Below are 24824 nucleotides of genomic sequence, written 5' to 3' on the forward strand. Positions count from 1 at the left end.
AAATCACCGACCAACCATACGATAATGCCCAACGAAATTTGCGTGTTCAGACGATGTATCACCAAACTCCCAGCCAATTCCCCGCTAGCAAAATCAGGTAGTAGTACCTCTAAATTTAGCGGCTCAGACCCATCCTTGGAGCGAGCAGGTTCAAAGCTTGGCCTAGCCCTGTCTTCGCCGAAGCCCACGAGTGGCCGTCTCCAGCCAGTTGCGCCTCAACCACCTGCATACCCGCGGCCTTGGCAGCCTTAGAAACTATGCGTGCACCTGGCCCATAATGAGCGTCATTGGCACCCACAGAAATGTAGGCAAAACTATCCGGGTAGGAATTTTTCTTCAACAGATGAAGCGGTGTGATTGCGTCGAATGTTCGAACATCTCCGTTGAAGGCCTGCTGAATAGTGTGGTTTCGATTGGCGCTCCGTGCCGGCTCTATCTGGCCCGATAAGTCAATAATGTTCGGATACAAATCCGGGTGGGCCGTACCCATTTGTAATGCGCATGTTCCTCCGAAGGAAAAGCCACCAAAGCCCCAGCGGGATGTATCGGTTTGCATGTTAAGGTGCCTTTTGATCCATATCGGAACGTCAACAGATAGATATGTTCCCGCGTTAGCTATCTGGCTATCCATACACATGGTGTTCCCCAGGGTGCTTCCATTGGGGTCAACGACTGCCACCACGGGTGCCAGCCCCTGATGCGCCAGGGCAAATTGGTTCATAATCATTTCGAGCTTCCCCGCACCTACCCATCGTTGTGGACCACCGGGCTGTCCAGCTACCAAAACCAGGACTGGTAGTTCGGGTGGTTGAGAAGTGAGATAAGCCGGTGGAAGATAAATAATCGCCTCTCGAGCGTTGAAACCCGAAATACTCCCCGGAATATTCGCTGTTACAAGCTTTCCCGTCTGCGGCATGCTCGCAGGCGCATTCCACTCTGTCACTGCAGGTTCCAACTTATTCACCTGAGCTTTAAACACTTGGGTGTTACGCATTTCCTGTGTACTAAGCGCAGGTATAGCGGCGGTGTCGGCATTATAGAAGCTACCGATGGTCTCATACTGGCCAAAGTACGCATTGATTTGTAGGCCGCTGAGCAGGAGAACGGCAACGACGGCAATCGGTGTCGAGATCTTGCGCCAGAGACTTATTCCTCGCATGCCAACAGCACAGCAGAAAAGCCAACGGATCCCCAAACAACCACCGATGTTGGCAGCTGATCCCCGATGATGTACAGAACCCACACCAGCAGCCACTGAACCGCATATGCTATTCCGAACGCTGCGATGAGGACTACTGCTGCTTTGAGTAACCATTTAGGTCGCTTCCGCGGAAACAACAGCAACAGCATTCCGATACCACCCAGAATCCATACACATACTGGAAACCAGCCGTTGAGAAGACTTACGGAATCTATGAAATTCCTGTCATCTCGATTCTCAAGGAAGACTGCAATAGTCAGTCTCTAGCAAAATTGCTTTCCCTGCTCGAGACTATGCCCAAGCCATCAAAAGTATCCTGTGCGTGAGCTTGGCAGTTTCATTGTGTTTCCCGCAGGTGGCATTCACTACCGCTTCCATTCGGTAACTATTTCTGTTGCGAACGCTCCATCGTTTTCTACGTCATGGACCGACCACGCAAGGTAATTATCGTGACAGACACTAGTGCCAAAGAGCTTAGGCTCCTCCACAGCACGCAGGGATTGGTCTTTGACGTTGTAAACGTACTGCTTCCCCAAAAGTTCACCACTGACGTCCATATACGCCCACGTCGATAAGTCGCCACATTGAGCAAGGCCCGTAATATTTGAGTCCGTTGGTTCTTCGAAAGAAGTTACCTGCCTACTCAAGGTATCCACTATCAGCGTTTCTCCGTTGTAGGAGAACACCACCGTGTTGCCAGATCCCCGCATCATGCCAAAGTGGCTGTCCTCCGGTGAGTCAGCAGCGACTTTCAAAAGCTCTGTCGTATTCCCAAGCTCGTCAACCAACGAGATTCCCGACGGTTGTGGGAAGAGGCTTTCAGCGAATTCATCTTGCGTTTGTTCAGTGTCCGGTGTCATTGCGAATACTGCCATGGATACATCGAGCGAGGCAGGGTAAGCAACATCGTTGGCTTCGTCTCGAGGGGATTCTGTGCCGGCTAAGTCAACGGAACGCATTCTGGAAGTTATAGGACTGTCTGCTTCGGTTTGAACCGTCTCATGCCAGTAGACACGATCTTTGCGAATCACAGGTTGAATATCGCTGGCGCCCAGGGGCGGCACTTGGGATTTGCTGTCATCCGCTGATGATGCGAGGCGAATCGGCTCATGAGATTTGGCAGGTTTGCTGTAAAGGACCCAACTACTGGCAACAATACTTGTATCTGCGGTCTCCACCCACACAAAGTTTTTTCCATCGCTATCTCCCGCGATGACTTGGCGAAATGATTCATTGTTCGGAGGTTCGACTTGAAGTGGAAAAGCATCGAATTTCCCGTTTTTCACGGTACCCACCATCGAGCCAGCGGTGAGCGCATTCGTTGCAGGATCGATACCTTGGTTTCTCACCATTGAGCCAAAAAGGTTCCCATTGGCATCCAGTCCCATGGCTCCGAAAGAAGAATCGCCTAGCGCCCATTGCTGTGTATTTGAGACTTCCGTGAAGTCTTTTCCAGCAATGGCCTTGTTGGCATCTTGCAGGTCAACCCGATTGAGCTTGACCTTGCTCCCATCGGACCACCGCAAGTTCTCGTGTTCGGCCTGCAGATATGGAGCAGCCTCCGGAACTTGTGATCCGCAAGCGCTCAAAGCCAGGGCAGCTGTTCCGGCGAACACCATTAGCCTCGTAATTCGCCTGAATTGCATTTATGAATATCCCGTCCATCTACTAGGGGACCAAGGTAAAGCCTGTGAAGTCGTCCGTTTAGATTACCGTAGCCACGTGGGATTACTGCGGAGAAAGCCTCCTTTACGCTGCACGTTTGTAGAGCGGAACTCAATTTTTTCGTGTTATGTCGCTAGTGCTCTCAATCGGTTTCTAACCCTCTTTTCGATCGATAAGCGGATCCATAACGCTATGACATTGACCAATGATTGTTCTTCAGCCCACGACCGGCGAGAGCGATTCCAGCGGAAACACGGCATAACTTCGGCATCGAACCAGCTACCACGCACAACGATATTTCTGGAATTTCCCGATCCTGATGTTCTAAGAAGCGTAGTCGTGACCGGACTCGGTAAGAGTGCCACATCTCCTACCGCTTGTGCCATGCAGAACATTATTAGCTAAATAAAGGTGCCTAATTATGGTTTACCAGTCAGAATAAGGTTTCGGGCCGTTGCCACGCTCCGATTTGGCTTTTCAAACCAGGTAACACTAATAGGTAAGGAACACACCTTGACTGCTCCTATCTCCTCGTGGGTGAACGTGAGGAACAATATTGCAGCTGCGGTAGCCATCCTAGTGTTGCTCCCGCTCACGAGTTCTCCGGCTGCAGCCCACGCATCATCCTTAATGACCGTGCAGTCCGTGCCCAAGAGCAATACCCATAGTGTGTCACCAATACGCGTTTCCGACGTGAAACTAGCTAAGAAACCCGGAATCCCGCACGCGGTTGTACTTCCTATGGCTCAGTCAATAACGAAAACCACTGCCAACCTAAATCTGCGCCAGAAGGCAGCAACCTCTTCTAAGTCCTTAGGAATCATGAAGAAGGGCTCAACGGTTAAGCTCACCGGGAGGAAGTCTGGAAAGTGGGTTCAGCTTCGATTCGGTACCAAAACGGGATGGGCTTCATCGGACTATCTAAAAACCGCCAAAGCCCCAGCGCCCAAGATTCAGTACCGATATGCCCAACGCAACGGCAACATCTATAAATCTGCGTCCAAAAACGACAAGAAAGCGATCGGAACCCTCACCAAAGGCACCAGAGTCGAGTGGCGCACGTGGGATTCGGGCAACCGCCGCGACGAAGTCAAAGTCAACGGAAAATGGGTCTGGACCGACATCACCGCACCGAACAAACCAGCCGCAACCCCAGTACCGAAGATTCAGTACCGATATGCCCAACGCAACGGCAACATCTATAAATCTGCGTCCAAAAACGACAAGAAAGCGATCGGAACCCTCACCAAAGGCACCAGAGTCGAGTGGCGCACGTGGGATTCGGGCAACCGCCGCGACGAAGTCAAAGTCAACGGAAAATGGGTCTGGACCGACATCACCGCACCGAACAATCCAGCTGCAACAAAGCCGGCCGAAACAAAACCAAAGCCCGCTCCCAAGCCCGCTAACCAGGACAAAGATGTTGCCGATTACGGTCGTTTCGTCACAGCAAATTTGAATCTTCGTCAAGGTCCTGGGACTCAACACAAATCCTTGACTCGTGTTCCCTTGGGCAACAAGGTCACTGTCACCCATCATGCCTCCGTGAACGGCTGGGTCAAGGTCAGGCACGGTTCGCAGTCAGGTTATCTTTCCGGTGCTTATCTGAACAAAGCTGGGCAGCATTCGGTGGCTGTGTACGGCACACTCCGGACTGGCCAATCTGCTTACTCCGTTATGGGCAAGTTCCAGCAAAAGACAGTCAACCAACGAATCGCCGAGTCCTCGTTGTACCAGCTGTGGAATAGAAACTGGACGTTCCTCACCAGCGGGCCCAAGACTGTCGTTGCCGAACAGTTCCAATACGGCGCGTCTAACGGAGCTTCAATGATGAAAAGGCTCGATATTTACGAAGGCCAGTTGAAGTACAAAGGAAAAAACATGTACTCCCGACAACGTGTGACGATGGCCGATGGCTCCGTTTCATGGGCCTACAAGACAACTCCAACGGGAGAAAAAGTTGCGAAGTCCTCGGGCAATCTAGTTTCGTCGGGCGACTTCCTCAAACGCTCGTAAGAACACCTTCACCCATGCTGCTCAAAGGAAGTAGATCATGAAAAAGCGTAAGAACTACAAGATTGGGCTCATTTCATTGGGTGCCCTCGCGACTACCGCGTTAGTTATTGGCATTGTGGCTGCTTTAGGCACCGTTGCCCCGGTTCAAACGGCCGATGCTGGAGCACTCAGTCCAGGAAAAGCCGCTGAGACTGCAGATGTCGCTAAGGTTGATCCTCAGACCGGCAAGCGAGTTCGAGTGGATGCACAGGCACAGGTAGTCAAGGAACTCGGCGAAGAAGGAAAACTCACGGCCGAAGGCGAATCAAAACCGACTTTCTCGATCATCGTCAAGAATGTCCAAGTGAAAAAATCGTGTGCAGTTCGCGGGTTTGGTACCACTATTGCTCCGGACAATGGTCATTTCCTCATCGTTGAGGTGCAAGCATCACTGGCTAAATCGGCAAATGCGGTAGTTCGCGAAGATGAGGCAATCATGCCGCTAGATGCTTCATCGTTCGGGGTCTCAAACGGATCCAGCGACAAGATTTCTTATAACCTAAATACGGAGAAAGCCTACGGTTGCGAAGTTCGCAAGCCACTGGACATCGCTGTAGGTGCCGGGGACACCGTTACCGGCCAAGTTGTACTAGATGCCAAGACCGCACGCGGAGAACTTGTCTACAACCCTCTTGATGCCCAGCAAAAGCGCAGCGGCGGCTGGACCTGGTCATTTTAGGGCCTCGGTCATGTGCCTAGCCTAAGCCGCTGGGACGCAGCGCTCGACTATTCGCCTTGAAGGCAACGATCCGGCGGACAGCTACCAGCATCTTGAATAGCCAGTTCCAATCATGATGAAGGTTCGCATTATGGTTTTGGCCCATTGGGGTACAGCAATGGCTACAGTGAAGCAAAATATGACTATATTTTGGGCCCAAAAAAACCCCGGAAACATTGAGCTTCCGGGGTTTTTCCTTGTGTAGCGACTCCGGGACTCGATCCCGGGACCTCACGATTATGAGTCGTGCGCTCTAACCAGCTGAGCTAAGCCGCCACGAATGGTAAAACACGACTCCAACCACTGATTCCCTTACGGGTAGGCTGAACACGAGCTATTCCACTCAGAGCCCCCCACCGGAATCGATCCGGTGACCTCGTTCTTACCAAGAACGCGCTCTACCACTGAGCTAGGGGGGCAACGAGTAAAAACTCTACCAGCATTTTTGGGCGCTGTGAAATCAGGCGGCACTTTTGTGGCAGAGAGCACAAATCTTCACCATTTTTGTCCGGATACCTCGAAAAATCGTCTAAATTCAGAGACGTAAGTCACCAACATTACCGTTGGGGCAATTGCTCATAACTCGTGGGTGGCCTGCTCTTTAACGAATCGACGGGTAACGGCCCAAGTGACCGTCAGGCGACACCCACTTCCATTTCGTTGCGGCAGGCCTGTAGCGCACACTCAGCTGCCACTGGGACCCAGTGTGCGGGGCCGTCGGCACTGCGGAGCATGGCGGCCTCTTGATGCTGACTTGGCGCCCTCGCGGCGCCTCCCGCCTCCTGCGGCATTAACAAAATAAGCCTCGGTCGGATCTTCCGTGCAGAAGATCCAACCGAGGCTTACCTCAAATTAATGTTTAGTAGTCGCGACGACGCGGTCCACCAGTGGTGCGTGGCTTACGCGCGCCACCGAACCGGTTCTCGCCACCGCCCTGGCCGCCCTGGCCGCCACGGTAGCCACCGCCGCCGCCTTGACCACCACGTTCGCCGCCGCGTTCGCCACCGTAACCGCCGCGGCCGCCTTCTGAGGAGCCACCTTCGGTACGACGATCGTTGCCGCCACGGTATCCGCCGCCGCCACCTTCACGGCCGCCACGGTAGCCGCCACCGCCGCCGCCCTGACCGCGGTATCCGCCGCCGCCTTCGCGACCACCACGGTAACCGCCACCGCCGCCGCCTTCACGGTCGGACTTCGGGCTACGGCCGTTATCAAGCTCGAGGTGGATCAGTTCGCCACCAATGCGGGTGCGAGAAAGCGACTTGAGCTGCTCGCCGGAAAGATCTGCTGGCAGTTCTACCAGAGTGTGATCGGCACGGATGTCGATGCCACCGATCTGGGCGGAGGTCAGACCACCCTCGTTGGCAAGTGCACCAACGATGGAACCTGGCATGACGCGCTGGCGACGACCTACCGCGATGCGGTAGGTAGCGTTGCCTTCGGTCAGTGCACGGGACGGGCCACGGGAGTTGAATCCATCGCGTCCACCGCTGGACATGCGAGCCTGCTTGGCCGGCGGGGTCGGCAATTCCTGCATCAGCAGTGGGCGGCCGCCCTGTGCCATGTGCGCAAGAGCCGCAGCGATCTCGACCTCGTCGATGTCTTCGTGTTCTGCGGAGAACTTCTCAACCAGGTTGCGGAAGACCGTCAGGTCCTGCGAGGAGATGGTCTCGCCGATCTTGTCTGCGAACTTGGCAAGGCGCTTGTCGTTGACTGCGTCAACGCTTGGCAGGTGCATCAGTTCAACGGACTGGCGGGTTGCCTTTTCGATGGCACGCAGCAAGTACTTTTCGCGCGGGGTCATGAACAGGATCGCGTCACCGGTACGCCCTGCACGACCGGTACGGCCAATGCGGTGCACGTAGGACTCGGTGTCGTGCGGGATGTCGAAGTTCACGACGTGGGAGATGCGCTCAACGTCAAGGCCGCGAGCTGCAACGTCTGTTGCAACAAGGATGTCGATCTTGCCATCGCGAAGGTTCTCAATGGTGCGCTCGCGCTGCTGCTGCGGGATATCACCGTTGATGGCTGCGGCGGTGAAGCCACGAGCCTTGAGCTTGTCGGCAAGGTCCTCGGTGGCCATCTTGGTGCGCACGAAGGCAATAACACCGTCGAAGGACTCCGATTCCAGGATACGAGTCATGGCATCGAGCTTGTGAGCTCCCATGACCTGTACGTAGCGCTGGCGGATGTTGGTACCGGTCGAGGTGTTCGACTTGACCGAGATTTCCTTCGGGTTGCGAAGGTACTGCTTGGAGATGCGGCGGATCGAGGAAGGCATGGTGGCCGAGAACAGCACAACCTGCTTGTCTTCCGGGGTAGCTTCGAGGATCTTGTCGACCTCTTCAGCGAAGCCCATGCGCAGCATTTCGTCGGCCTCATCAAGAACCACGTACTGCAGGTCCGAAAGGTCAAGTGAACCCTTGTTGATGTGGTCGATCACGCGACCCGGGGTACCGACGACTACCTGAGCGCCACGGCGCAGGCCGTTGAGCTGCGGGCCGTAGGCGGAGCCACCGTACACGGGAAGGACGGTGAAGTCGCCCATGTGCTTGGCGTAGGAGGTGAAGGCCTCGGCGACCTGGAGCGCAAGCTCACGAGTCGGGGCAAGAACCAGCACCTGGGTCTTGCGGGCGGTGCCGTGCAGGTCGGCAAGTTCTGCCATCTTGGACAGGGCAGGCAGAGCAAAGGCAGCGGTCTTACCGGTACCGGTCTGGGCAACGCCGACAACGTCGTTGCCTTCGAGCAGCAGCGGGATGGTAGCGGCCTGGATCGGCGATGGCTTTTCGTAACCAAGATCGGAGACGGCGGCAAGAACGCGGCCGTCAAGACCCAAATCGCTGAAAAGAACAGTGTTCTCTTCGGTCTTGGTTGTTTCGGCGGTGTTCTGGTTTTCGGGCATGTCAGAAGACAAAGAGAATTTCCTCATTCATAGGGGCGGATACACCCCGTTTCAACGAGGCCCCGCAGCACAATCGGACTCAATCACTTTGGTCCGGCGACTCCCCTATGACAGAAACATCCCGCAAAGCTTGGCGGGCTCACACACGACGAGCTCCTGCCTCAAAAATTGGGCAGAATGCGAGGGAAGCCGGATACAGTGAACACCTAAGCTTATCGCCCGTTGGTGTTTATGGGTGTCTTTTTCCCGGTGAGCTTGGGCACAGGGCTGTGCACACCAGCGTGTACCGGACGCCTGCGACCCCCAAGAACTGGGCTTTCACTAGGCGTACAGGAAACCTAATTGACCTAGTTTCCGGGTAATTTTCTCAGGTAGCAGGGATCCTGAAAGTTGCTCTTCAGCTAAGAGTGCACTGGCTTGCTCGGGCGTGGGCCCGGTAAAGACTTGCCGGATACTCACGGTGTGCGTTGGTCGCGAAATAACCCGGATTTCGTCCCCGGCACTGATCTTGCCCACCCGGATAACCTTCAAATAACAGCCGATATCTCCGCGTTCAGTAAACCGGCTCACCCATTCGGAGTCATCCATGTGCCTAGCAAATGTTGAACAGGGAACCCGCGGCAGGGTCACTTCTACCTCTACGTGTTTGCCAATGCGCCAGCGCTCCCCCACGATGGCATCGCTTGTAGTGATTCCTTTGACACGTAAATTTTCACCAAAGAATCCTGCCGGGATTTCGTGGCCCAGCTCCGTACTCCAACGCGCAGCTTCCTCGCTTGAATACGCGTAGATAGCTTGGTCAAATCCGCCGTGGTGAATCCGGTCCGCTTGTAAATCGGCAAATAAGCCTATCTTGCTGACCTTGACCGGACCGGTGACCGGCCGTTTATCGATGGCGGTGACGCCATTGCTGCGGTCCGGCTTCAGCGCATGAACCACACAAACGTGCTCAATGACACCCGTATTGCCAAAAACCCCCAGTGCCGATTCGCTAGTGCTGGTCAATTGGGTGTCTTCGTGCTTAGCCATGGAAGTATCCTAGTCAGTTGCGTCTTGGCTGCCGTAATCGCTAAGCCAGTGACAAAAAGAGTTTTTCTAATTTTTCGCGATCCAGCTGGCCCGATGCCTCGCCGTTGGCCTCGGCACGCATGCACGACTGCAATCCGATGGCGATGATACTGAACCCTGCCCGGTCCATGGCCTTGGAAGCAGCGGAAAGTTGGGTAATGACTTCGGCGCAGTCTTGGCCGTCCTCGATCATGCGGATGACCGCACCGAGTTGCCCTTGGGCACGCTTGAGCCGATTGATAACAGGTTTAAGTTCGACTGGGTCCAATTCCATAACTAGAGAATATGCCCCCGGGGGTACCTCCGGCCAACCCCCTTGGGTGTTGCGAGGTCTTTTCTCTTCATTTGCAGCAGTGCACCACTAATTAGGCAAGAAATCCGTGTGCGACCTCTGCTAAGTACACATTTTCGGGTATTCTCCGGAACATGAACTTGTTAGAAAACGATGCCTTTGCCACGTGGTTGGCAAACCAAGGCGACATGCTCTGGACCTATGCGGTGTTGCCCATCGTGGCGATAGTGGGCATCTACTTCACTGTACGTACGGGTGCAGTGCAGCTCCGGATGATCCCGGCAATGTTCAAAACACTCACCGATAAGGCACTGCTCAACGAGGCAGGTGAAAAGAAATCTATCTCCGCATTCCAGGCTTTTACCATCTCCGCGGCCTCACGCGTGGGTGTGGGAAATATCGCAGGGGTCGCCACAGCAATTGCGTTGGGTGGACCCGGTGCCGTGTTCTGGATGTGGACCATGGCGTTCATCGGTGGCGCTTCAAGCTTTGTTGAGTCGACCCTGGGTCAGTTATACAAGGTCCGGGCCAAAGACGGTTACCGCGGTGGGCCCGCGTACTACATGCAAAAAGGACTTAACGCTCGCTGGATGGGAATTGCCTTCTCGGTCATCCTGATTGTGTGCTTCCCCTTTGCTTTCAGCTCCCTGCAGGCAAACACCATCAGCGCAACGGTTGCTGGGGCTTTTGGCACCGAGGGCGAATCCAACTCTGGCCTGCTCTTGGGTGTTGGCATTGTTTTGGCGTTACTCACCGGGGCCGTGGTCTTTGGTGGCGTGCGACGCATTGCCAAGGTCACCGAGTCGTTGGTTCCTTCCATGGCGGTGCTTTACCTTTTGTTGGGTATTGCCGTTGTCATTTCCAATATTGATCAGGTTCCGGTGGTGTTCGGAAAAATCTACGGTGAGGCCTTCAATTTCTCTTCGGTCATTGGTGGTGGGCTCGGCACCGTGATCATGATCGGTGTGAAGCGTGGCATGTTCTCCAATGAGGCAGGACTCGGTTCGGCACCCAATGCTGGCGCAACGGCAGCCGTCACACACCCGGTCAAACAAGGTTTGGTCCAAACCCTGGGCGTGTATTTCGATACGTTCCTGATCTGTTCTATTACCGCATTCATCATCTTGGTATCGATTGAAAACCCTGTCGGGGCCGGCCTTGGCATCGAACTAACACAGCGAGCCCTGAGCGATTCGTTGGGATCCTGGACCGCAGTACTACTGACCATCATTATTTTCTTGCTTGCGTTCTCCTCAATCATCGGAAACTACTACTACGGTGAATCGAATATTGGTTTTATTACCAATAATCCGCAGGTCATGATGGGTTATCGCGTGCTAGTCACTTTGGCGGTGCTTGGTGGGGCGATGGCTACCGCCGATGTTGTCTGGAATCTTGCCGATATGGTCATGGGCATCATGGCGTTGATTAACTTGATTGCCATTGCTTTGCTCTCACCCGTTGCATTCAAGATGCTTAAGAACTATTCAGCGCAGCTCAAACAAGGCCTGAACCCCACGTTCACCGATTCGCAGCTGCCCGAACTAAAAAATATTGAGTGCTGGACCGAGGACGATGTTCTTGACCACCGAGCAGTTCAGGTCAAGGTAAAGAAATAGGCCGTGCTCTCTAATAGGTCTCGGGATTCTGAGAAATCACAACATAGCAACACGGTACGTTTGCCGGTACCGCAATCCCTGCTGGTAGGGCGTTGGTGGTGGGCGGTTACCGCCCTTGCGGCCTTCGGTTTTGCCGCTAGTTTCTTTGCTAACTCGACCAAGCGTCCGGCCGCTGAGGCACCGGGTCTAGTGGGTGCCGGGATCGCCTTGGTTGGCTTCGGCCTGCTAGTCAGCTACGCGGTAGTTCAGCTGTGGCGTGGCAAGCTTTCCGGCAGATTGTCGCTTTCTTGGTGCGGGCTGATCATTGGGTTGCCGTTGCTCACCAGGGGCTTCCGCTTTGGGTTCTTTGCTGCGCTGATTCTGATAGGCGTTGCCCTGTTATGGACACCGGGCAGCATTAAGTACTTTGCACCGCAGTCGAAGGCCGCCCGTGAGGTGCGTAGGGCCGAACGATTGGCACGCAAGAACGGCAGATAGCTTCTCTCCGGGAACCGCTCGTGCTCTTTGAGGGCAGATACCTCCAGATATAACGCTGGAGCGCTTGGCTATACCTTCACGGTTTAGTCAAGCGCTCCTACGTTTTTAAGGTCCTCCTGCCGTCCAAATTCTCGTGGGCTCGGCTATGCTCATCAAATCTTCATGCCTTCCACGCTTCGGTCCAGATTCTTCTTCGGTACAGAATGGAATCGTATGTTTAGGCCGGCTCGAACTATTTCGTTTTCAACGTTCGTCATCGGCACACTGGTGCTCATCGCTGCCGCGGCTACGGTTTTTCTCTTAGCGCTCTTCAAGCCTTGGGCCCATTGTGCACAAGAAGAGTCGGCAATGGGGTGCCCCGCAACGCCACTTGAATCTGGTCTCTTGCTTCTGGGGCTGTTCCTTGGCGTTGCGGGGATTGTGCTCTTGTGGCTGGCTCCACGTATCTGGGCCAAATATTTTGCAGCTCAGACCGACACGTCATCCTAAACTTTGTAAGCCACCCACCTGCTAGCGCGGTGACTGTCCCCGCGGTAAGGCTTAGAGCTTCGCAAACGCCTGCTCGAGATCGGCAATGAGATCTTCGGGATCTTCGATACCCACCGAAAGGCGCAAAAGGTTCACCGGTACGGCAAGTTCGGTACCCTTCACAGAGGCGTGGGTCATTTCCGACGGATAGTTCATCAGCGATTCAATGCCGCCCAGGGATTCGGCAAGCGTGAAGATGCGGGTGGCTTCGGCAACCGTTCGAGCCGCTGCTTCTCCCCCGGTGAATTGCACCGAGACCATGCCACCAAAATCGCGCATCTGCGCCTTGGCAAGCTCGTGGCCCGGGTGATCTTCAAGCCCCGGGTAGTGTACCGCCTCAACTTCGGGGCGGGCCTGCAGCCAACGAGCAACCTCCATCGCGTTGGCCGAATGTGCCTTCATGCGCACCCCCAACGTCTTGAGCCCACGGGTGGTCAAAAATGCATCCATGGGTCCGGAGACCGCACCAACGGCAAATTGGATGAAACCGATCTTTTCCGCAAGTTCGGCGTCCTTGACGATAATTGCGCCACCTACCACGTCGGAGTGCCCGCCGATGTACTTGGTGGTTGAATGCACCACCACATCGGCACCCAGATCCAGTGGCTGCTGCAGATACGGCGAGGCGAACGTGTTATCGACAACCAACAGGGCTCCGGCCTCATGGGCGATCTGCGCAACGGCGCGGATATCGGTCACCCGCATCATGGGGTTAGACGGGGTTTCAACCCACACCAGACGGGTGTTGTTGGCCTTGATGGCTTCGGCGAGCGCCGTGTGGTCTTCCATGTCCACTGCAGTGTTTCCGATTCCCCAGCTGCCCAAGACGCGGGAGATCAGTCGGTAGGTTCCTCCGTAGGCGTCGTTACCTAGAACGATGTGATCCCCGGGTGCGGTGAGCGCTCGGATCAGTGAGTCTTCCGCGGCGAGGCCCGAGGAGAAGGAGTAGGCGTGGGTGCCGTTTTCTAGGGCTGCTAGTTGTTCTTGGAGTGCGTCGCGGGTGGGGTTTCCACCGCGTCCGTATTCGTAGCCGGCGCGTAGGTTTCCGATTCCATCTTGGGCGTAGGTTGAGGAGAAGTGTAGGGGTGGGACGACGGCGCCGGTGCGTGGTTCGAATCCTTGGCCTGCGTGTACTGCGCGGGTGTTGAAGCCTTGGGTGTTTTGGGTGTTCTCGCTCATGGTGTGGGAGTCCTTTACTGACTAACGCTGTGAGGTTCTGCGTTGAGGTGGTTAGTTGGTGAGGTAGGCCAGCAGGTCGTGGCGGGTGATCACGCCTATTGCTTCACCGTCTTGGGTTACCAGCAGTGCATCGTTACCTGCAAGGCGGGTACGGGCCGTGTCGATGGATTCGTGGATACCGATTTTGGGTAGGTCTGTGGTGGCCAATGGACCCACCGGATCGGTGAGGGAGATTTCTTTACGGAAGAGTTTATCGGTCAGCGTGCGTTCGTCGATATACCCGCGAACTTCACCTAGGCGTACCGGCGGTTGGGTGCTGAGAACCGGTAGTGCGGAGACCGCGTAGTAGTTCATGGTGGCGATTGCATCACGGACCGTCTCGTTTTGTAGCGTGTGGATCAGTGCCGGTAGTTCGGTAGTCTTGGTGCCCAGGAGTTTGGCGACAGTATCTGAGTCATCGGTACCCAAGAAGCCGTAGGAGCGCATCCAGGAGTCGTTGAAGATCTTGCCCAGGTATCCGCGTCCCCCATCCGGGGCGATGACAACTACCAGGGCATCTTCGGGTAGGTCCTTGGCCACGCGTAGGGCCGCGACTACTGCCATCCCGGAAGATCCACCCACCAGTAGGCCTTCTTCCTTGGCTAGGCGTCGGGTCATGGCGAAGGCTTCGGCATCGCGTACCGGAAGCACCTCATCGGGAACCGTCGGATCGTAGTTTCCCGGCCACATGTCCTCGCCAACTCCCTCAACGAAGTAGGGACGTCCATTACCCCCGGAGTAGACCGAGCCATCGGGGTCCGCGGCAATGACACGTACGGCCCCGCCGGTGCGGTCTGCCGAAACTTCTTTGAGATAGCGTCCGGTGCCGGTGATGGTTCCACCGGTTCCGGCGGCAATGACCACATGGGTGAGGTTCCCATCGGTATCGTTCCAGATTTCTGGTCCGGTGCTCTCATAGTGGCTTTGCGGGGCTGCGGGGTTTGAGAATTGGTCTGGTTTGTAGGCTCCGGGAATTTCGCGTACCAGCTTATCCGAGACACCGTAGTAGGACTGGGGTGAATCCGGTGCCACAGCGGTGGGAGTGACTACTACTTGGGCCCCGTAGGCGCGCAGCACATCACGCTTTTCTTCGCCAACCTTGTCCGGGGTGACGAATATAGTTTTGTAGCCCTTGAGTTGGCCAACCATAGCTAGTCCTACCCCGGTATTACCGCTGGTGGGTTCCACGATGGTTCCCCCGGGTAAGAGCTGTCCACTGGATTCTGCGTTTTCAACCATTTTCAGGGCAATGCGGTCTTTAATTGACCCGCCGGGGTTGAGGTATTCGAGTTTTAGTAGCACCGTTGCCTTGATTCCGGCCGTCACGGAGTTGAGCCGAACCAGTGGGGTGTTACCAATCAAATCAAGGACTGTATGTGCGTACTTCATGGCCGAAACTCTACCGCCGGAGATATCGAATGATGCCGTGGTTTGTAGTGAATCTTCATGAAGAGTCATGAGGAGTCTTAGGTGAGCGCCGTAGCGATCGGTTTACTGTATGGGCTAGATGGGAAGATGGAACTATGCTCCTCGAACCGGCCCACAGGCTCCCGCCAAGCGACGCCCACTTGGTGTGGGAGCCGGGTGGACCCTATGCGTTGCGCTCAACCCTGGGGATCTTGCAGCGTGGACCTCAAGATCCGAGCACCACGGTGGGGAACGCGCAGGCGTGGTTATGTTTTGTTACCAGTAGCGGTCCGGTGACCGTGCGAGTCTCACGTGGTGGTGGGATCAGTTCACCGGTGCTCCTTGAAGCGTGGGGGCCCGGGGCTCATGCTGCCGTGGAGCATGGGTTGGAGCTTCTGGGCGCCACCGATCTGTGGGATGAGTTTGATGCGCCCACGTTTAGGGAAAGCCTTCCCCCATTTGTTGCCCAAACGCGTCGGGCACATCCCGGGTTACGGTTTCCTACCACCGGGCGCATGTTTGATGCCTTGCTACCGGCAATCCTTGAACAAAAGGTCACCGTCATAGAGGCGCACTTCGCCTACCGATATTTGACTTTACTCGTGGGCGAAATTCCGCCGGGTCCCGCTCCCGAAGGCATGCGGCTCCCGCCATCTCCGGAGTCCATCAGGTCGCTTCAGCCATGGCAGTGGCACGAGGCGCGTGTTGATGCCAAACGAGCCGCAACTGCTGTGCGGGCCGCGGTGCTTGCGCAAAGTCTTGAACGGTGGGGAGGGGTACCGTTAGGCGCACGCCGTGCTGGTGTGCCGGGGGAAGGTTCGCTTGAGGCCGCGCTTGGTTCTATCCCGGGTATTGGGCCTTGGAGCATTGCCGAGGTCTTACAACGTACCCATGGTTCACCGGATCATATTTCGGTCGGAGATTACCATTTGGCTGCTTTTGTTGGTCAGGTACTCACCGGACGACGGGTCAACGATGAGGCAATGCTAGAGCTGTTAGCTCCCTATAACGGGCATAGGCAACGCGTGGTTCGTTTGCTCGGTGCCTCGGGCGTGCGAAAGCAGGCCTTTGGTCCCCGACTGGCGCCGATGGATCATCGTCGCCGCTAAAGACCGCTGAAAAGCTCTTGTATTACTGGGCTTGTGCTTCTTGCTCGGCAATCTGCGCGTGCACTTGTTCCATATCGATCCCCTTAACGGCGACCACAAGGTCATCGAGTTGCGAGGCATTAAGCGCGCCTGGCTGTGAGAAGACCAAGACCTTGTCACGGAATGCCATCAAGGTAGGAATCGAGGTGATGTTTGCTGCGCGAGCCAAGCCCTGCTCCGCTTCGGTATCTACCTTGGCGAATTTGACCTCGGGGAACTTTTCGGACATTTGCTCGTAAACCGGCGCAAATTGGCGGCATGGTCCGCACCATTCGGCCCAGAAGTCAACGAAGACAATGTCATTTTCTTCAAGTGTCTCGGTGAACTCAGCTTCGGTGATATTGATAGTAGCCATACCTCAACGGTACCGCGAAGAGTCTTTGAAGCCCCACTTTTGAGCTCCCAGAAGCAACCGGGTCTTTGGCTAACGCAGCGTTTATCCACAGTCCCGCGCTCGCTGACCCACTATCGGTCAAACGAACCTATCCTCGAATGACAGCGTTTTGGAGAGGGTTTGAAGCGAAAGGAGCCAGCCATGTCACGTTGTACTTTGTTACTGATTACCACCGGTGAATCCGGCCGAAAAGCCATGTCGGAAGGAATGCTTTTGGCCGAGCGGTATGTAGACGGTTTACCCGTCGATCTGGCTATTACCGATTCCGTTCCATTTGCCGTTGCTCCGGCACAACGGATTCAACAGCGCATTTCTTATCCAATACAGTTGGATGATGCTTCGGAGGCCGCTACCGCCGTTGGACCGCTGCAGGCCATCTGGGATGGCAAGAAATGGTTGACCCCAGGATTCTGTCCGCCCAAACCTTTGGATGACAACGGAGCCACCTCATGGCAGTGGGCACACTACAATGCGGTGTTGCAGGCACCAGAAGATGCTTTGATGTTGCTCTGGGATATTTTTGTGGTTCCTATGAATCAGCACATGGCAGCCTGAGGAAAAATACCTGGTCAAAACTTTCCGCAGTCAGTTCTCGGTTAGTTGAGTGGGTCACTAACGTGGCTCTGGCTGCGGGATCTCCTACTTGGCTTGCCAGCACCTCAGACTAGCTGGGATGCCGGGTTCGCGCAGAAAATGAAAGAAGCTCGCTTTCAAATCTTTCGATTTGGAAGCGAGCTTCTTTAGTTCGGTGGCAGATACTGGATTCGAACCAGTGAAGGCGATGCCAGCTGATTTACAGTCAGCTCCCTTTGGCCACTCGGGTAATCTGCCGAACTGTTCCCTTGGGAACGAGTAGAAACTCTACCCGACTTTTTTCAAAAGATACAATCGAATCGTACGTGAGCTGCCCCACACCCTACTTTCGGGGCATTTGCGCACCCCCGGTAGGCTTGTAGGTAAAGCCAATCACTACTCAAGGAGGCTCCATATGGCGAGCGATTCAACCTTTGATGTTGTCAGCAAGGTAGACAGCCAAGAAGTGTCCAACGCACTGAACCAGGCCCAGAAGGAAATCGTACAGCGCTACGACTTTAAGGGTGTCGGCGCAGAAATCGACTTCAGCGGCGAAAAGATTCTCATGAAGGCGAACTCCGAGGAACGCGTTAAGGCAGTTCTGGATATCTTCCAGTCCAAGCTGGTTCGTCGCAACATTTCCCTCAAGTCTCTGGACGCAGGCGAGCCATTCGCTTCGGGCAAGGAATTCCGTATCGAGGCCGAGATCGTCGAGGGCATTGCCCAGGATATTGCTAAGAAGATCAACAAGCTCATTCGCGATGAGGGACCCAAGGGCGTTAAGTCCACCATCCAGGGCGATGAATTGCGTGTCTCTTCAAAGTCACGCGATGATCTGCAGTCCACCATGGCACTGCTGCGCGCCTTTGAAGATGCAGACCTACAGTTTGTGAACTTCCGCTAAATAAGGATTATCAAAACGCACCGAGAGCCGGCACCCATGCAATGTGGTTGCCGGCTCTCTTGCGCTGCTCCCCGGTAGCTCGCTGACCCGCGGCGGTGGACCCGTCACCATGGCACTCCGCGACTACGTAAATAGCCCTTGCCCCAGGTACTGCCCTGCTCTGATTCCAGGTGGCACGGCAAAGAGGCCCGAACCAGTGTGTTTGAGATATTCCGATAGCGCGTCGTTCTTGGCCAGGTTGTTTTGCATTGGAATAAAATGGGTCCGCGGATCCACTACGAAGGCTATAAAAAAGAGCCCGGCGTCTAATCTCCCCAAGCCATCGGACCCATCGGTGTAGTTAAACCCCCGACGCAGCATCCGAACCCCGGCATTGGTATCCGGGTGCGCAAGTCGAACATGGGAATCCATGGGCATAATCGGGCCGCTCCTGCCTTCCATAGCAAAATCGGGCTCACTGAATTCCGTACCACCGGAAAGTGGTGCGCCCTGTGCCTTGGTGCGTCCAAAGATATTCTCTTGCTCGCGCAGTGAGGATCGATCCCAGGTTTCAATGTGCATCCGAATGCGCCGCGCTACAAGGTAACTACCAGCATTCATCCACGCCTCGTTACCTGTCTTGCCGCTGACCCAGACATGTTCATCGAGCGCCTTTTGCTCTTCCGCCTTGAGGTTCGCGGTGCCATCTTTGAACCCAAAGAGATTCCGTGGTGTCTTTTGCGCGGTGCTAGTCGAGGAGGTGCGCCCAAACCCAATCTGCGACCAGCGCACGGTAGCCGTCCCAAAGGCTATGCGCGCCAGATTCCGTACGGCATGCACCGCAACCTGCGGATCATCGGCGCATGCCTGCACCACAAGGTCTCCCCCACTGCGAGCGTCCTCCAAAGCATCCCCGGGAAAATGAGGCAACTGCACTAATGCTTCGGGAATCTTGTCCGAGAGCCCGAAGCGAGGCTGGGAGTTGGTAAGGAAAAAAGAGCGACCAAAACCAACCGTCACACTCAAATGACTTGCGCTCAAATCCAGTGCTTCACCGGTGTCCTCGGGCGGTGCATCATAGCTACCCCCGGTCGCCCCAAATTCCCCAACATCGGCACCACGCATCATGTGCTCGATTGCATCGGTCCAGTCTTTGAGCAGCGCGATGACCTCGGCGCGGTCTTGGGTGATGATGTCGAAGGCGGCCATGTGCATACGATCTTGAGCCTCGGTGGCGATCCCCGCTTGGTGTTCTCCATAGAATTCAACAACATCGCTTACCGGGACGGCTGCGGCTTGGGAACCCGAAAGGATTCCCTGCCCCAGGGCCCCGGCAGCCACCCCTAGCCCACCGGCACCGAGCGCACCGAGCATGGCACGCCGACTGAACCCTCGTTGTGAAGTTGAAGAGGGGTCCTTATCGGCGGTTGGGGGTTGGCTCATAGTTCTACTTCACCACTGCTGCGGTGAGTTTGGACAGTGGTTCGGCCAGTGCGTCAACAGCTGTGCTCAATTCCTTGACCTGTACCTCGGTTAGATCGTTGTAGAAGGTGAACCCGTCCCCTACCTTGTGTGTGTCCAAGATTTTCTGCAAGGCACTGAATTTGGCATCCAACGCGGCATCCAGTTCGGCGTCGGCGTCACCAAGTAGTGGCTTGAGGTCTTCGTAGGCAATGCGCGCGCCATCAACATTGGCCTGGAAATCCCAAAGGTCAGTGTGCGACCAGATCTCTTCCTCGCCGGTAACCTTTCCGGTTGCCACCTCATCGAGCAGTTCCTTAGCCCCATTGGCCAATTTATCCGGGGTAAAGGTCAAGGTAAGTACGCGAGCTTGTAATTCTTCGGTGTCAGCAACCATCTTCTGAGCCAACGCGGCACGCTGGGGTGCGGTCATTGACGTGTAGCCGCTGGCAGGTGGCCACAGGTCTTTTTCCGCTCGGTGCCAGCCTGTCCACTCTTGATCCGCTTCAAGATCGGCCTCGCGTGCATCCAGGATTGGATCGAGGTCTCCGAATGATTCGGCAACGGGTTCGATGCGTTCCCAGTGCATGCGAACCTGCGGGTAGAGCGCACGGGCCGTGGCTTCATCGCCCTGTTCAAACGCCGTAGCGAATTCCTTGGTCCCGGCCAGTAGCTGCTCGGCCTGATCTTTCACATAGGCCGCATACAAGGTGACTGCCTGCTTCTGCAGTTCGGCCCGGTCTGCACTTACGGTTTGTCCTTCGGGCGCGGCACTGAGTTCGAAGCCGGCACGAATCCCCTCCCCGACCATTCCGGGTTTGCAGGCGGTGATGTATTTACCTTCCGGTGCCATGACAACGAGATCTCGAGTGAGACCCGGGCCAATGTTTTCCACTTCGCCAACAATCCGTAGCCCGTCTTCGGCAAGCAGGTAGAACTCGGTGACCTGTGTTCCATCATTTTTGACTTCAAATTTCACGGTTCCACCAGGTGCCGTTGCCGCCGAAAGCGCGCAGGCGTCAGCGGTGCTGTTGACCTTGATTGAATCATCCGCTGAACTATCAGGTGCGTTGGTAGTACAACCGCTGAGGGCCAGCACCGCCACCGAGAAGGCGGCGCTCAGGTACAAGGGGCGAAGTTGTTTCATTGGCGGTTTCCTTGACATTTGGGGTTAGTGAGCAGGGCTCGTAAGGGGTGTTGTAGCTGTTGCCTTGTGAGGGCTCTTGATACGCATCATGAAGATAAACATCACCGGAACCACGTACGCGGTCCAAATAATTGCCTCTAGCCAGGTGGTGGCCGGAGAGAAATTGAATACACCCTTGAGCAGAGTTCCGAGGAATCCCCCGGGCGCAATCACGTGTGATACGTCGAAGGCAAGATTGTGTAAACCGGGCAGGAATCCGGCCTCTTGCAGATCGTGGACGCCATAGGCAAGCACCCCGGCCGCAACAACGATCAGTGCTGCTCCGGTCCACGTGAAGAACTTTGAAAGATTGATTTTCACTACGCCACGCTTAAGCAAGACCCCGAGCCCAATGGCGACGAGGATACCTAAGGTTGCGCCAAATAGTGGCTGCCAGGTACCGCCAGTGGCACGCGTTGCCGCCCAAAGAAACATCGCAGTTTCAAGTCCTTCGCGCCCCACCGCAAGCGCACCAACCAGTACCAAGCCGATGGCGGAGCCTTCGGCAACTTTGTCGACCTTGCCGCGTAAATCCGCGGCAAGGTGTTTCGAGGCGTTTGCCATCCAAAAGACCATCCAGGTCACAAACCCCACGGCAATGATTGACAGGCCGCCTCCAATGGCTTCCTGTGCCTCAAAAGTTAGACCACGCGGGCCAAAGGTCAGCAAGGCACCGAATGCCAGTGACACGGCGACAGCGATTCCGACACCCACAAAAATGCGCGGTACCAGCTGGGATCGACCAGTTTTTTGTAGGTAGGCAAGCAACAGCACAACAACGAGCACTGCCTCCAGCCCTTCGCGTAGGCCGATCAGAAAGTTCGCTGTCATAGATTTCCTTCGCCGTTCATCGTCAACCGATCGGGTTCGCCCGTGCGAGGGGAGTCTTCGGCGGTTAGGCGTGACTTATGCCAATAGGTGATGTACCTGTTGCCTATTGAGATTACGCCCTACTGTTATTCGGCAGCAAACTGAGAGCCAAGACACTGCCCGAACCGTTCTTCGCAGATTAGCTACCGATCAGATCCTCCCACTTCACATGTATATGGGAGAAGAACTGGTTTCGCGATAGGTCGAACCTCAGCAAAGCTGGAGGTGACTTGGCAAAAGAAAGCCGCCGCTGCTTCGAGAATTCTCTCGAAGCAGCGGCGGCTTTCAGATGTGTCTTGGCTGGGTTCGCACTAGCTGCCGAGGGAGCGTCCGGCCATTTTTTCTAGGCGTGCCACACGATCATCCATGGGCGGGTGGGTAGCAAAGAGCTTCTTGGCGCCGCCAAGGAAAGGATTGGCAATCATCAGGTGGGACGCATTGACCAAGCGCTGATCATCACTTGGTAGCGGGGCACGTTGCACCCCTCTCTCAAGCTTGCGTAATGCCGAGGCAAGAGCCAACGGATCGTTGGTGAGTTTGGCGCCGTCTTCGTCGGCATCGTATTCACGGGTACGGCTGATGGCCATCTGGATCACCATGGAGGCGAATGGTGCCAGCAACGACATGGCGATCATCGCGATCGGGTTAGCGTTGCGCCGGTCCCCACCACCAAAGAAGAGCATGAATTGTGCCAGTGAGGTAATGACACCGGCTACCGCGGCGGCAACCGATGAGGTGAGAATGTCGCGGTTGTACACGTGCATGAGCTCATGGCCCAAGACGCCGCGTAGTTCACGCTCGTTGAGTAGCCCCAGTATCCCTTCGGTGCAGCACACTGCGGCATTTTGTGGGTTACGCCCGGTAGCAAAGGCATTGGGAGCAGCGGTCGGCGAAACATACAGGCGCGGCATGGGCTGCTGAGCGGTGATCGAAAGTTCACGCACAATTTTGTACATGGCAGGCTGCTCGGCCTCGGTGACCGGGTAAGCCTGCATGGAACGAATCGCCAGCTTGTCACTGTTCCAATATCCGTAAGCAGTGGTTGCCACGCCAATGAGCGCAAAGATCCAAATGAAGGAACTACTGCCAGTTCCCGAAGCCAACAGGGCGCCAATGGCCAGCAGCAGGGCGAACATGCCGCCAAGCAGTCCGGCGGTTTTTAGACCATTGTTGTGATTATGCACTGTGGTTTTCTCCTAGAAAAGCCGGTTGCAACATTTTTCGTCGCAGGTATTACCACTCTAAACAACGCCTGAAGTTCTTACGTTGTTCCCAAAATACCCAACGGCCAACAGTTTTTGTAGAAACACTTAGTTTTTCTGCATTACGGTTTTGGATGCCGAGAATCGTAACGCAGGAAACCGGGCTGGAACCGCATGAGCAACGCTGCAGCCAGTATGCAGGCAATGCCACCCAAAAGTAATGTTTTTCCTTCACCGATTCCTTGTGCCACCGAACCGGAGAGCATTTCTCCTAGGCGAGGGCCTCCTGCAACCACGACAATGAAGACACCTTGCAGCCGTCCGCGTAGATGATCAGGGGTTGCCGTTTGCAAGATGGTGGTGCGAAAGACCGAGGATATTGCATCGGCGACACCGGCAATCGCCATGCAGGCAGCGGCCGGCCAGATCCAGGCGCTTACATTTCCATCTGCGGGCATGGGGTTCCCGGCGGCAAGCATAACGACTACGCCGAATCCCGCAATGCTGGCCCCCCAAGCCGAAACACAAATAAACACCGCAACTCCCTGCCGATGAATGCGGCCCAGCGGTCCGGAGAATAATCCCGCGAGGAAAGCCCCCAGCGCCGTTGCGGCAAGTAGCAGACCCATGGTCATTTCTCCCCCACCAATCAGCACCGCACCGATCGCCGGAAGTAGCGCGCGTGGCGCCGCAAGCACCATGGCCGCCATATCAATCAGGAAGGTCATACGGACATTGGGTTGAGTACCTAGGAAGCGGAATCCTTCAATGACTGAGCGGAATCCGGCCGGGGCTGCCTTCTTATCGGCAGGTAGGGAAGGGAGCATGTAGACGGACCACACCGCGGCGGTGTAAGTAAGTACATCGATGCCATAGGTCCAGCCAAAACCAATCTGCGCCACCAGGATTCCACCCAATAGCGGACCAACCATTTGCGCGATGCCAAAGGTAACCATATTCAGCGAATTTGCAGCTGGCAGGAGCTTGAGTCCCACGATTGCCGGAATGATGGCACCACGCACCGGCTGATTGATGCCACCTGCTGCCGAGTGTATGGCCACCAATCCGTAAAGTACCCACACATTATTGACACCCATCCAGGCTTGGGCGGCAATGGCAGCCGTGGCACCCCAAAGTACCAATGCGGATATCAACGCCACCCTGCGACGGTCATGCGCATCGGCAATGGATCCGCCATACAGCCCGGTGAGGACCAGCGGCACCAGTGCAAAGGCGCCGAGCAGCCCCACCTGGAGACTGGAACCGGTGAGCGCGTAGACCTCAAGACTGACGGCCACCAAGGTCAATTGGGAACCCACCGCGGCAAGGGCATTGCCGATCCACAGGCGTTTGAACGCCGGACTCTGGCGCAAGGGTGTCAGGTCGGCAAGGAATTTGGCCACTTCAAGAGTCTAGTCATCGCGCGCCACGCCAACATCATCGACTATCTTGACAAGATCAAAATAAGGGGATGAAATGGAACACATGGATCATTCGACACAGATGCGCGATTTGGGACTCCGGGTCACCCGCGGCCGTCTCGCAGTGCTCGAGGTCCTTGACCAGCTCCCGCATTCCTCGGCCGAGACTGTTGTGGCAAAAGTCCACGAGGATTTGCCCGATGTTTCCATCCAGTCGGTCTACAACGTGCTTAATGATCTGACCGAGCAGGGAATCCTGCGCCGGTTCACTCCCCCACATTCGCCGGCTCTCTACGAGACCCGCGTGAATGACAACCACCACCATGCCATCTGCACCAGTTGCGGACGGATCGAGGATGTTGAATGCGCCGTGGGCCATGCCCCGTGTCTGACACCCTCCGATGACCACGGCATGGTCATACAGATTGCTGATGTCCTGTATCAGGGCATCTGTGAGGACTGCAGGAAGTCCGGCGCGGCCTAGCCGCATAACGGATCCACTGCAGAAGAGTTACCAAACCACAATGAAGGAGAGT

At 55.7% G+C, this 24824-nt stretch carries 22 protein-coding genes and 3 tRNA genes; 9 read left to right on the plus strand and 16 right to left on the minus strand.

Translation table 11 applies throughout. The features are described 5' to 3' along the window. Positions 1–115: 115 nt before the first annotated feature. Both CQ018_RS02460 and CQ018_RS02465 read right to left on the minus strand, forming a co-directional pair. Positions 116–1159 (minus strand): esterase family protein, encoded by a 1044-nt coding sequence (locus CQ018_RS02460; protein ID WP_181149695.1) that lies wholly within the window; start codon positions 1157–1159, stop codon positions 116–118. Positions 1160–1566: 407 nt separating this feature from the next. Further along, on the minus strand, positions 1567–2589 hold the full coding sequence (locus CQ018_RS02465) for a hypothetical protein (RefSeq protein WP_146111794.1): 1023 nt from the start codon (positions 2587–2589) through the stop codon (positions 1567–1569). A gap of 790 nt (positions 2590–3379) precedes the next feature. On the opposite strand from CQ018_RS02465, the gene CQ018_RS02470 reads away from it, so the two are divergent. Then, complete coding sequence (locus CQ018_RS02470; protein ID WP_146111795.1) at positions 3380–4882, plus strand: SH3 domain-containing protein; 1503 nt, start codon at positions 3380–3382, stop codon at positions 4880–4882. A 37-nt stretch (positions 4883–4919) separates the two neighbouring features. Next, complete coding sequence (locus tag CQ018_RS02475) at positions 4920–5600, plus strand: hypothetical protein (RefSeq protein ID WP_105548368.1); 681 nt, start codon at positions 4920–4922, stop codon at positions 5598–5600. Positions 5601–5841: 241 nt separating this feature from the next. Here the strand turns inward: CQ018_RS02475 and CQ018_RS02480 are convergent. The 5 genes from CQ018_RS02480 to CQ018_RS02500 all read right to left on the minus strand — a co-directional run bounded on the left by CQ018_RS02480 (position 5842) and on the right by CQ018_RS02500 (position 9883). After that, positions 5842–5915: transfer RNA gene (locus CQ018_RS02480), tRNA-Met, on the minus strand. Between the two features lie 71 nt (positions 5916–5986). Further along, positions 5987–6058: transfer RNA gene (locus CQ018_RS02485), tRNA-Thr, on the minus strand. A 440-nt stretch (positions 6059–6498) separates the two neighbouring features. Continuing rightward, positions 6499–8541 carry a DEAD/DEAH box helicase gene (locus CQ018_RS02490; RefSeq protein ID WP_105548369.1) on the minus strand — a complete coding sequence of 681 codons (2043 nt, stop codon included), beginning with the start codon at positions 8539–8541 and terminating at the stop codon, positions 6499–6501. Between the two features lie 321 nt (positions 8542–8862). After that, positions 8863–9570 (minus strand): MOSC domain-containing protein, encoded by a 708-nt coding sequence (locus CQ018_RS02495; protein WP_105548370.1) that lies wholly within the window; start codon positions 9568–9570, stop codon positions 8863–8865. 40 nt (positions 9571–9610) lie between these two features. After that, positions 9611–9883: a metal-sensitive transcriptional regulator gene (locus tag CQ018_RS02500; protein ID WP_105548371.1), complete on the minus strand. Its 273-nt coding sequence runs from the start codon at positions 9881–9883 to the stop codon at positions 9611–9613. Positions 9884–10035: 152 nt separating this feature from the next. Here CQ018_RS02500 and CQ018_RS02505 point away from each other — a divergent pair, with 152 nt between their 5' ends. The 3 genes from CQ018_RS02505 (at position 10036) to CQ018_RS02515 (ending at position 12486) form a co-directional block, all read left to right on the plus strand. Then, positions 10036–11520 carry a sodium:alanine symporter family protein gene (locus CQ018_RS02505; protein WP_105548372.1) on the plus strand — a complete coding sequence of 495 codons (1485 nt, stop codon included), beginning with the start codon at positions 10036–10038 and terminating at the stop codon, positions 11518–11520. A gap of 3 nt (positions 11521–11523) precedes the next feature. After that, on the plus strand, positions 11524–11997 hold the full coding sequence (locus CQ018_RS02510) for a hypothetical protein (RefSeq protein ID WP_146111796.1): 474 nt from the start codon (positions 11524–11526) through the stop codon (positions 11995–11997). Between the two features lie 162 nt (positions 11998–12159). Beyond that, complete coding sequence (locus tag CQ018_RS02515) at positions 12160–12486, plus strand: hypothetical protein (RefSeq protein WP_146111797.1); 327 nt, start codon at positions 12160–12162, stop codon at positions 12484–12486. 51 nt (positions 12487–12537) lie between these two features. On the opposite strand, the gene CQ018_RS02520 is transcribed toward CQ018_RS02515, so the two are convergent. Together CQ018_RS02520 and CQ018_RS02525 are read right to left on the minus strand one after the other, a co-directional pair. After that, entirely contained in the window at positions 12538–13704 is a 1167-nt protein-coding gene (locus tag CQ018_RS02520) for a cystathionine gamma-synthase (RefSeq protein ID WP_105548375.1), read from the minus strand. Between the two features lie 51 nt (positions 13705–13755). Then, complete coding sequence (locus CQ018_RS02525) at positions 13756–15132, minus strand: cystathionine beta-synthase (RefSeq protein WP_105548680.1); 1377 nt, start codon at positions 15130–15132, stop codon at positions 13756–13758. 134 nt (positions 15133–15266) lie between these two features. On the opposite strand from CQ018_RS02525, the gene CQ018_RS02530 reads away from it, so the two are divergent. Then, positions 15267–16259, plus strand: coding sequence for a DNA-3-methyladenine glycosylase (locus tag CQ018_RS02530; RefSeq protein WP_105548376.1), 993 nt, complete (start codon positions 15267–15269; stop codon positions 16257–16259). Positions 16260–16281: 22 nt separating this feature from the next. On the opposite strand, the gene trxA is transcribed toward CQ018_RS02530, so the two are convergent. Next, entirely contained in the window at positions 16282–16653 is a 372-nt protein-coding gene (gene trxA, locus CQ018_RS02535; protein ID WP_105548377.1) for a thioredoxin, read from the minus strand. 180 nt (positions 16654–16833) lie between these two features. Here trxA and CQ018_RS02540 point away from each other — a divergent pair, with 180 nt between their 5' ends. Further along, a complete protein-coding gene (locus tag CQ018_RS02540) occupies positions 16834–17247 on the plus strand; it encodes a hypothetical protein (RefSeq protein WP_105548378.1) in 414 nt (137 codons plus the stop codon). Positions 17248–17441: 194 nt separating this feature from the next. Here CQ018_RS02540 and CQ018_RS02545 read toward each other — a convergent pair. Beyond that, positions 17442–17523, minus strand: a tRNA-Tyr gene (locus CQ018_RS02545). A 157-nt stretch (positions 17524–17680) separates the two neighbouring features. On the opposite strand from CQ018_RS02545, the gene CQ018_RS02550 reads away from it, so the two are divergent. After that, complete coding sequence (locus CQ018_RS02550) at positions 17681–18169, plus strand: YajQ family cyclic di-GMP-binding protein (RefSeq protein WP_105548379.1); 489 nt, start codon at positions 17681–17683, stop codon at positions 18167–18169. A gap of 123 nt (positions 18170–18292) precedes the next feature. Here CQ018_RS02550 and efeB read toward each other — a convergent pair whose 3' ends face one another. From efeB to CQ018_RS02575, 5 genes are all read right to left on the minus strand, one after another. After that, entirely contained in the window at positions 18293–19591 is a 1299-nt protein-coding gene (efeB, locus tag CQ018_RS02555) for an iron uptake transporter deferrochelatase/peroxidase subunit (protein ID WP_105548380.1), read from the minus strand. Positions 19592–19595: 4 nt separating this feature from the next. Then, positions 19596–20756, minus strand: a complete 1161-nt coding sequence (gene efeO / locus CQ018_RS02560) for an iron uptake system protein EfeO (RefSeq protein ID WP_105548381.1) — start codon at positions 20754–20756, stop codon at positions 19596–19598. 24 nt (positions 20757–20780) lie between these two features. Then, positions 20781–21626 (minus strand): iron uptake transporter permease EfeU, encoded by an 846-nt coding sequence (efeU, locus tag CQ018_RS02565; RefSeq protein WP_105548382.1) that lies wholly within the window; start codon positions 21624–21626, stop codon positions 20781–20783. A 350-nt stretch (positions 21627–21976) separates the two neighbouring features. After that, positions 21977–22849 carry a zinc metalloprotease HtpX gene (gene htpX, locus CQ018_RS02570; RefSeq protein ID WP_105548383.1) on the minus strand — a complete coding sequence of 291 codons (873 nt, stop codon included), beginning with the start codon at positions 22847–22849 and terminating at the stop codon, positions 21977–21979. Positions 22850–22989: 140 nt separating this feature from the next. Next, complete coding sequence (locus CQ018_RS02575; protein ID WP_105548384.1) at positions 22990–24270, minus strand: MFS transporter; 1281 nt, start codon at positions 24268–24270, stop codon at positions 22990–22992. Between the two features lie 73 nt (positions 24271–24343). Here CQ018_RS02575 and CQ018_RS02580 point away from each other — a divergent pair, with 73 nt between their 5' ends. Next, positions 24344–24772: a Fur family transcriptional regulator gene (locus CQ018_RS02580; protein WP_105548385.1), complete on the plus strand. Its 429-nt coding sequence runs from the start codon at positions 24344–24346 to the stop codon at positions 24770–24772. The last annotated feature ends 52 nt before the right edge of the window (positions 24773–24824 follow it).

The organism is Arthrobacter sp. MYb227 (genome assembly GCF_002975435.1).
In the GTDB taxonomy this organism is placed as follows: domain Bacteria; phylum Actinomycetota; class Actinomycetes; order Actinomycetales; family Micrococcaceae; genus Paeniglutamicibacter.

Bases quoted from the DNA above. Each gene is read 5' to 3' on its own strand.
- CQ018_RS02460 (WP_181149695.1), bottom strand. From the start codon at position 1,159: ATGCGAGGAATAAGTCTCTGGCGCAAGATCTCGACACCGATTGCCGTC.
- CQ018_RS02525 (WP_105548680.1), bottom strand. From the start codon at position 15,132: ATGAAGTACGCACATACAGTCCTTGATTTGATTGGTAACACCCCACTG.
- CQ018_RS02500 (WP_105548371.1), bottom strand. From the start codon at position 9,883: ATGGAATTGGACCCAGTCGAACTTAAACCTGTTATCAATCGGCTCAAG.
- CQ018_RS02550 (WP_105548379.1), top strand. From the start codon at position 17,681: ATGGCGAGCGATTCAACCTTTGATGTTGTCAGCAAGGTAGACAGCCAA.
- CQ018_RS02580 (WP_105548385.1), top strand. From the start codon at position 24,344: ATGGAACACATGGATCATTCGACACAGATGCGCGATTTGGGACTCCGG.
- efeO (WP_105548381.1), bottom strand. From the start codon at position 20,756: ATGAAACAACTTCGCCCCTTGTACCTGAGCGCCGCCTTCTCGGTGGCG.
- CQ018_RS02505 (WP_105548372.1), top strand. From the start codon at position 10,036: ATGAACTTGTTAGAAAACGATGCCTTTGCCACGTGGTTGGCAAACCAA.
- CQ018_RS02520 (WP_105548375.1), bottom strand. From the start codon at position 13,704: ATGAGCGAGAACACCCAAAACACCCAAGGCTTCAACACCCGCGCAGTA.
- CQ018_RS02475 (WP_105548368.1), top strand. From the start codon at position 4,920: ATGAAAAAGCGTAAGAACTACAAGATTGGGCTCATTTCATTGGGTGCC.
- trxA (WP_105548377.1), bottom strand. From the start codon at position 16,653: ATGGCTACTATCAATATCACCGAAGCTGAGTTCACCGAGACACTTGAA.
- CQ018_RS02490 (WP_105548369.1), bottom strand. From the start codon at position 8,541: ATGCCCGAAAACCAGAACACCGCCGAAACAACCAAGACCGAAGAGAAC.
- CQ018_RS02465 (WP_146111794.1), bottom strand. From the start codon at position 2,589: ATGGGACTGGATGCCAATGGGAACCTTTTTGGCTCAATGGTGAGAAAC.
- CQ018_RS02515 (WP_146111797.1), top strand. From the start codon at position 12,160: ATGCCTTCCACGCTTCGGTCCAGATTCTTCTTCGGTACAGAATGGAAT.
- CQ018_RS02530 (WP_105548376.1), top strand. From the start codon at position 15,267: ATGCTCCTCGAACCGGCCCACAGGCTCCCGCCAAGCGACGCCCACTTG.
- CQ018_RS02540 (WP_105548378.1), top strand. From the start codon at position 16,834: ATGTCACGTTGTACTTTGTTACTGATTACCACCGGTGAATCCGGCCGA.
- efeU (WP_105548382.1), bottom strand. From the start codon at position 21,626: ATGACAGCGAACTTTCTGATCGGCCTACGCGAAGGGCTGGAGGCAGTG.
- CQ018_RS02495 (WP_105548370.1), bottom strand. From the start codon at position 9,570: ATGGCTAAGCACGAAGACACCCAATTGACCAGCACTAGCGAATCGGCA.
- efeB (WP_105548380.1), bottom strand. From the start codon at position 19,591: ATGAGCCAACCCCCAACCGCCGATAAGGACCCCTCTTCAACTTCACAA.